The following is a 6,073-nucleotide window of genomic DNA, read 5'->3' as shown; positions in this document are numbered from 1 at the left end:
ACCGCTGATACCAAACGGTGGACGAACGGTCGCCGGGTCCCTGCGCAAGCAGGACCCTGCACCACCACCGCGCGTTCTTTCTTTGGTGTGGTGATCATAGCGTGAGCAAAACACCCGATCCCATCCCGAACTCGGCCGTTAAGTGCCACTGCGCTGATGGTACTGCGTCTCAAGACGTGGGAGAGTAAGTCATCGCCACACCTGAAAAAGAACGCAAAACAGTATCTCTCGAACGATGCAACACAACTCTGTCGCGGGATGGAGCAGCCCGGTAGCTCGTCAGGCTCATAACCTGAAGGTCGTAGGTTCAAATCCTACTCCCGCAACCAAAATCTTGTTAGATAACAAATGCTTATGCGCCGCCCCTTGGGGCGGCGTTTGCGTTTGCAAAACCCGTGGAAGCACTGTGGAAGCAAGAGGGAAAGAAGTCCTTCGCAATCAAGCGCATCGAGGGTGCTACCGAAAAGATCTCCACTCAAACAACCACCTGCACCTGCGCGGCGTTCATCGCTGCAATTGCTGCTTCAACCTCCGTATAGAGGTCCGTTTCGACATCTCCGGTGTCCAGTTCAACGACGAGAGCGAAGCGCGCCGTCTTCTGGCCGACGTTCTGGGTCGACTTCGATTTCCACCAACCTGCCACTGGGTGGACCGCAAGCATGTTCCTCTGGGCGAGATCCGAGGCCGCGCACCGCAACTCGTCGATGTGCAAGCTCCCCACATCGCGTCGGTTCCGCCCATAGACCCATCCATCATTGTCACCCACAGCTTCCGCTTCCGGGTCATCCGCTAGCCTGTTTATCCGAGCCTTGAACTGCGCCTGGTTCTCATTGGCACGGTTGAGCTTGAAGCGAAGATTATGCGATGCGTAGCGGAACTTTGATCCACGTGCCGCTTCCGAGGGATTTGGCTCAATGAACGTGCTCAGTGTAACTCGTAGCGTTACTTCAGCGGCGCCGAGCGCCCTGAGGGCATTGCGAGGCCAAGGAAGCTCAAAGAACTTCATCTGATTGTGGACAGGGTCAGCCCCGGCCGTGGCGCTCGGCCGATATGGGATAATCGTATCCTGGACGATGAGAGACAACGCATTCGCTGCGCTGCGCCGAGCACGCGCTTGGTCTGGGACGCCGTAGCCATACCGTCGAAACAGCTTCGCGAAGTCGCCTTTTGAGGGATTTGCCGGCAGATGCGTCTTCATCTGCTGCGTCCATCGAGCCGAGGAGACGAAAATCGCACGTATCGTCTCTGGCCATAGGGCAGGGTAATCCTCCCAGAGCTCCGTGACAGCCTTCGCGGCAAGTGCTGTTGCCGCGCTGGTGTCTGCGGTCGTCGTAAGTGACCGCAATGGATACTGATGGTCGGTCGTGAGCAGCGAGAGCGCGGAGTGCTTCATTGGGGGCGGAAGGCGATCCTGTACCCAATTGCCTCCTTCCATCACCACGTCGGGCTTGATCGGCCAGTGCCTCCACCAGCTTGCTGTGCGCGACGATGGTGAAAGGTCGCCGATAGGGGCAACGGGCTGGCCGGGCAAACCAGCAGGCAACCTGACCTTATCAGTGCAGGCTCCTACGCAGATTGGGTTCCATGCTTGCGCAGGCGATTCAATCTCGTGATCGGGATCATCACAGATCGAAAGGTAATCACCGCCGCGAAAGTGGTTCTGGTCCGTGTTTCCGGCAGAAATTACGAACAATCGCTGTCGCTTCTGATTCCCCGAGACGCCTGCGGTGAGCTGGTCAATCTCGCTCGACCAAGACGTAGGAGCGCCGTCGTGAGGCGTGTCCTCGTCTGTCGTGCTTGCCATCGAGAAGGTTCTGCCTCGCGCCGCATTCGCCTCGACCGCGTTTACTGCCTTGAGAACGACGGCGCCAAGCAGATGGTGCGGATTCTGACCAGCATCAGGGATGATCTTGGCGGACTCGAGCCGGTGCTGGACCTGCACCGGCATGTTGCTTTGGATGACCGGAAGCAGGTCCCCGTAAAGCGAAATGCCTGCCAGCTGGGTGCCATGCCCCCTCGTGTCGTCCAAACCCCATCCCTGCTGCGCCGCGTGACGATCAGCCGGGTCCAGAAATGGACGAATGAGAGGATGGTTCAGTCCTACGCCACTGTCGAGGAGCGTAATGTATCTCGGGTCCGCTCCTGCGGGCGGCTGCAAGAGGCCTTCCATCGCCCTGGCCCATTCAGCCTGTTCTTCCGGTGGCATCCCTTCGAAGTAGTCCGAGAGGACGGTGGGGGCGGCAAGGGCTTTAACCGTCCCAAAGGTGCGGACGGCTTCGGCGATTTGGGCGTGCGTTCCGTAACCGACAACAACTATGTCTTCCGGAAACTCTAGGCGCCCTCCTTCCGCTTGCGCTTCGCCGCCTTCAAAACGGATCCCAATACCGCGCGCGTGCACGATGAAATGGTCGGCTCCACTGCGGTCCAGCCAGATTTCCCATGGATGTGTTGTTCCGTCGTCTGCGGGAAATCTTGCTGATGGGCTCCGCCAAAGGGCGCGCAGCCCAGCCTCGACGATGGCCCTTATGCTCTGCACAAGATCGGCATTCTTAGGTCGCCCTTTCGGCGTGTCCTCGTCGTGAAAGGCTTCGACCTTTTTCCGTAGATTGGCCACGCCAGCTGGCGATGCAAAAACTGTAGCGCGGGCGGGAGCGGCACCGTTCTCGGCGGCAGCGTCGACCTTGAGGAGATGCAAACCGCTGGAATCGAGACTTTTGGTCACAAACGGTTCGTTCGGTCTCGCTTCAATCTCGAGATAGACTCCAGGCCGTCCCTGACCCGCGGGATCCCCGATTTCATCGATCGCTCTCAAAAGTGCCAGCGCATGCGCGCGGCGATTAGGAATGTCACTCGGATGCTTTGTCTGACCGCTGACCTTTGCCTGGAACGCGACTGCTTGTCCGGGGCCGTTTATGATCAGATGAGGGCGATTGCGTTCCATTCAGCGATGTTCCAAGTCCATGTAACGAACGCCGACGCTCCATTGATGCTATAAGCGTATCGGTCAAAATCCTGTCGGTTGAGGACAAGACAGCGCGTCGCCCGGCATCTTCTCCCGCAGCAACAACATCTGCGGTTGAAAGACCTTCCGCAACCCTCGACACAGCATCCCAATCCACATCATTGACGCTGAAACCGATCAAGCGCCGCCGCAAAGCCTTTTGAACTGCCTCTCTGGATGGCAGCTCGTATGGCAGCACGAGTTCGAAGCGCCGAAGAATTGCCCTGTCCAGAATCTCAGGGATGTTCGTGGTGGCGACAACGATAGACGGGCCGGTATCTTCATCTAGGAACTGGAGGAACGAGTTCAGAATTCGCCTAGCTTCACCAACGTCATTTTCATTTCCGCGAGATGCCGCCAGCGCGTCGATTTCGTCGAACAGGTAAACGCCGCGAGTTGTGCGGATCGCATCGAAGATTAGGCGCAACTTCTGCGCGGTCTCTCCCATGAACTTGGTGATCAGCCCATGAAGCAGGACTGTGAACAAGGGGAACTTGAGTTCGCCTGCCAATGCTTCAGCGCTCAGGGTTTTTCCTGTGCCTGGAGGGCCCGAAAAGAGGAGCCGTCGACGTGGATGTAGCCCCTTCTCTTCAAGAAGATCACGCTTCCGAGTTTCTACAACGACTTGACGCAGTTCGTCGGAGAGGTGATCCGGCAAAATCAGGTCGTTGAGCGTTGTCGTCGGATATCGTGCGCCCAAGATACCCGCGAGATCGCCGCGCGGAGCCGCCAGCGGTGTCAACTTCGCAGTCGCATTGGTCTTCGGTGTCTTTGATGCTTCAGCCCATTGCCGCAGCTGTTCCGCTAGCCGGTTGTGGCCGCGCTGTTCTTCCGCTGCGGCAAGCTGCATCGCGAGATCGAAGAAGCGCTCTTCGTCCCCCTCTGCGTGGCTCTTTATGAGCCCGATAAGTTGCTGTGCCGAAGCCATTTTTGAGCCTTTACGACCTTCTCGGCGCAGCCTAAAATCTGCGCCTTTCGCCATTGTTTAGCAATCTAGATGGCTGATGCGCCAGCAAAACCGGCATCCGGGCCTGAGTTTTTCCGTCGCGTTGCCCTCAGGCATCTTGATCGTCGGCGCCCTTCCGATCCTTGCGTTCTCGACGATGCTCACATTTGGACCCCAAGGGTGTGTCGCTGCGGAAGTCGCAGACTGATCCCAAGATCGCCTATGTCTTAGTAAAGGATAGAAGAAATGCGTTGGCAACTCTGCCCCCATTGACGCAAGTTCCAATCATCGTAGAGGTGCGCCCGGAGAGAGGTCTTGCGGGCGCTTTTTCTTTTCTGGCCACTGGTCGGAGGATAGCACCACCCATCCACAAGTATCGAGCCAGAAGTGAGTTGGTGGCGTCATTCAACGACAGGATAGAACGGCTTGCCCCAGTCCTTACCCGGGTTGTCCATCATCAGATCCACAAAGACCGGCATCAAAAAGGTGAGGATCGCGGCACCGTCCCGGACCTGCGCCCGGTTCACACCGCTGTTCCAGGTCGAGCCACCGTGCACCAACTGATTGCGCAGGACGTAGAGCCGGTCGAACACGAAACTCAACACCTTGACAGTGTCACCGGCCTGGAACGCCTGAGCAAAGGCGCGTGCCGATACCTTGAAGCGATCTTCCCAGTCCGCGAAGCCGTCGATCCCATTGTGATGCTGCCAGAACGGGTTGAAAACATAGCGGTTCTCCATCAGCATCCGCACCGGCCCGGAAAACCGCTGCCATAGTGCATTGTAAATGCGCCGCCCCGCATCCAAAGCCACCAGTTTGCCGAAGAAGTCCACGAAAGCAGCACGTTCACCAGGGGCTACCGTCTGAAACTCTCGCTCGTCGGCATAGGCCGCATTGAAGGCGATCCAGAGGAAGATGAAGCGAGCGTCATCATCGTCGCCGCAAGCTTCGGCGCGGCCGATCCAGCTGATGGCGCGATGGGCCCGCAATCCCATCGTTTCGGGAAAACCCGCACGGATGGCGCGTTGCTTGGCCTTCAGGGCAGCATGGTCAAAGGCATCCTTCATCGTTCAATTCCTTTTCTGAAAGCCGATCACGGCAGCCCGTCAAAATCTGATCGCTGGTAGCCTTCCACCAAAGATCGTAGCCCTTCCGGGGCAACAACCTCGACCTTGTTGCCCCATTGATAGAGATGCCATGCCATCTCGAGCCACCCCGCCGCGTGGAACATCACGATCAGGCTGCCATCATCCTGAAGTTCCAGAGCTTGCGTGGGATGAAAGCGGAACTCGGCGGCACGCACAGCGACCTCAGGCGCAAAGCGCCAGATCACCTCGCCGTACTGCGCAGGATCCTGGTACACGCCAAAGGCCTGCGCTGCATAATCCTCCAGCGAAAATCCAGGTGCGAAGGCGAAGCTTTCGTCCAAGGCTTCCGCAGTATGGATCCGATCCATGCGGAAGTTCAGGATCGTGTCACCCCGTGACGGTTGCCGCGCGACAAGATAGCTGCGGTGCCCCAAAAGCAGGCCGTGCGGTTCGATCACCCGCTCCGGCGCGTCGGGGTCGCCGTAGCGCAGTTGCAATCGGAACGGACCGCGCAAGGCCTCAATCACCGCATCAAGGACTCTTGGGGCGAGGTTGACCCTCGGGCCGGGTCTGGTCACGGACCCCATCGCGGTCAGAACGGCTTCGGCATCGGCCTCGGTGCGCGCGGCGTCCTTTGGTGCAAGACGCGCAAGCAGACCGTGACGTAAATCGGCAAGGGCAGAGGCGTGGCGGAAGCGGCCATCGGCCTGCGCTGATCGGTCAGCGATCTCCAATGCTTCAACGGCAGTCTCTTGCCGGGGCTGCAGCCGGTCAAGTATCGGATCCGCAACATGCCATCTACGGCGACGGTCATCGCCATCTTCGGCTACTACGTTCATGAAGGTGGTCTCCAGCGCATCTGTCATGCGCTGCGCAGTCCGGTGCGAAATGCCGAACTCTTCGCAGATTTCATCGAGGCTGATCCCACTGCGCCGAGATGCTGCCAGCCTTGCGAGCCTGATCAAGTCCTGCGCTTTGGAAAACGACATGAACTTACCTTGATGGGCTCTGTTGCACAAATCCGAGAGGGATTCATGT

Annotated in this window: 4 protein-coding genes, 1 tRNA gene and 1 rRNA gene; 2 read left to right on the top strand and 4 right to left on the bottom strand. The window is 58.4% G+C overall.

The window, feature by feature from the left end:
- Positions 1 to 86: 86 nt before the first annotated feature.
- Positions 87 to 201 (top strand): 5S ribosomal RNA (gene rrf / locus BMX16_RS16930).
- A 51-nt stretch (positions 202 to 252) separates the two neighbouring features.
- A tRNA-Met gene (locus BMX16_RS16925) sits at positions 253 to 329 on the top strand.
- Between the two features lie 146 nt (positions 330 to 475).
- On the opposite strand, the gene BMX16_RS16920 is transcribed toward BMX16_RS16925, so the two are convergent.
- The 4 genes from BMX16_RS16920 to BMX16_RS16905 form a co-directional block, all read right to left on the bottom strand.
- On the bottom strand, positions 476 to 2,941 hold the full coding sequence (locus tag BMX16_RS16920; protein ID WP_245731739.1) for a S8 family peptidase: 2,466 nt from the start codon (positions 2,939 to 2,941) through the stop codon (positions 476 to 478).
- Positions 2,847 to 3,929 carry an AAA family ATPase gene (locus BMX16_RS16915; protein WP_089905930.1) on the bottom strand — a complete coding sequence of 361 codons (1,083 nt, stop codon included), beginning with the start codon at positions 3,927 to 3,929 and terminating at the stop codon, positions 2,847 to 2,849. Before BMX16_RS16915 ends, BMX16_RS16920 begins: the two co-directional genes overlap by 95 nt.
- 419 nt (positions 3,930 to 4,348) lie before the next feature.
- Positions 4,349 to 5,014, bottom strand: a complete 666-nt coding sequence (locus BMX16_RS16910; protein WP_177174722.1) for a HEPN domain-containing protein — start codon at positions 5,012 to 5,014, stop codon at positions 4,349 to 4,351.
- Positions 5,015 to 5,040: 26 nt separating this feature from the next.
- The coding region (locus tag BMX16_RS16905) for a helix-turn-helix transcriptional regulator (protein WP_245731737.1) at positions 5,041 to 6,073 on the bottom strand (1,033 nt) is incomplete at its 5' end.

Origin of the sequence: Loktanella fryxellensis (assembly GCF_900110065.1) — a bacterium.
In the GTDB taxonomy this organism is placed as follows: Bacteria; Pseudomonadota; Alphaproteobacteria; order Rhodobacterales; family Rhodobacteraceae; genus Loktanella; species Loktanella fryxellensis.
The sequence above is the reverse complement of the archived record's forward strand: the minus strand, read 5'-3'. Positions and strand labels throughout refer to the sequence as shown.

What these genes read in the sequence shown, in the direction of transcription:
- BMX16_RS16915 (WP_089905930.1), bottom strand. Translation starts at nt 3,929, where the DNA reads ATGGCTTCGGCACAGCAACTTATCGGGCTCATAAAGAGCCACGCAGAG.
- BMX16_RS16920 (WP_245731739.1), bottom strand. Translation starts at nt 2,941, where the DNA reads ATGGAACGCAATCGCCCTCATCTGATCATAAACGGCCCCGGACAAGCA.
- BMX16_RS16910 (WP_177174722.1), bottom strand. Translation starts at nt 5,014, where the DNA reads ATGAAGGATGCCTTTGACCATGCTGCCCTGAAGGCCAAGCAACGCGCC.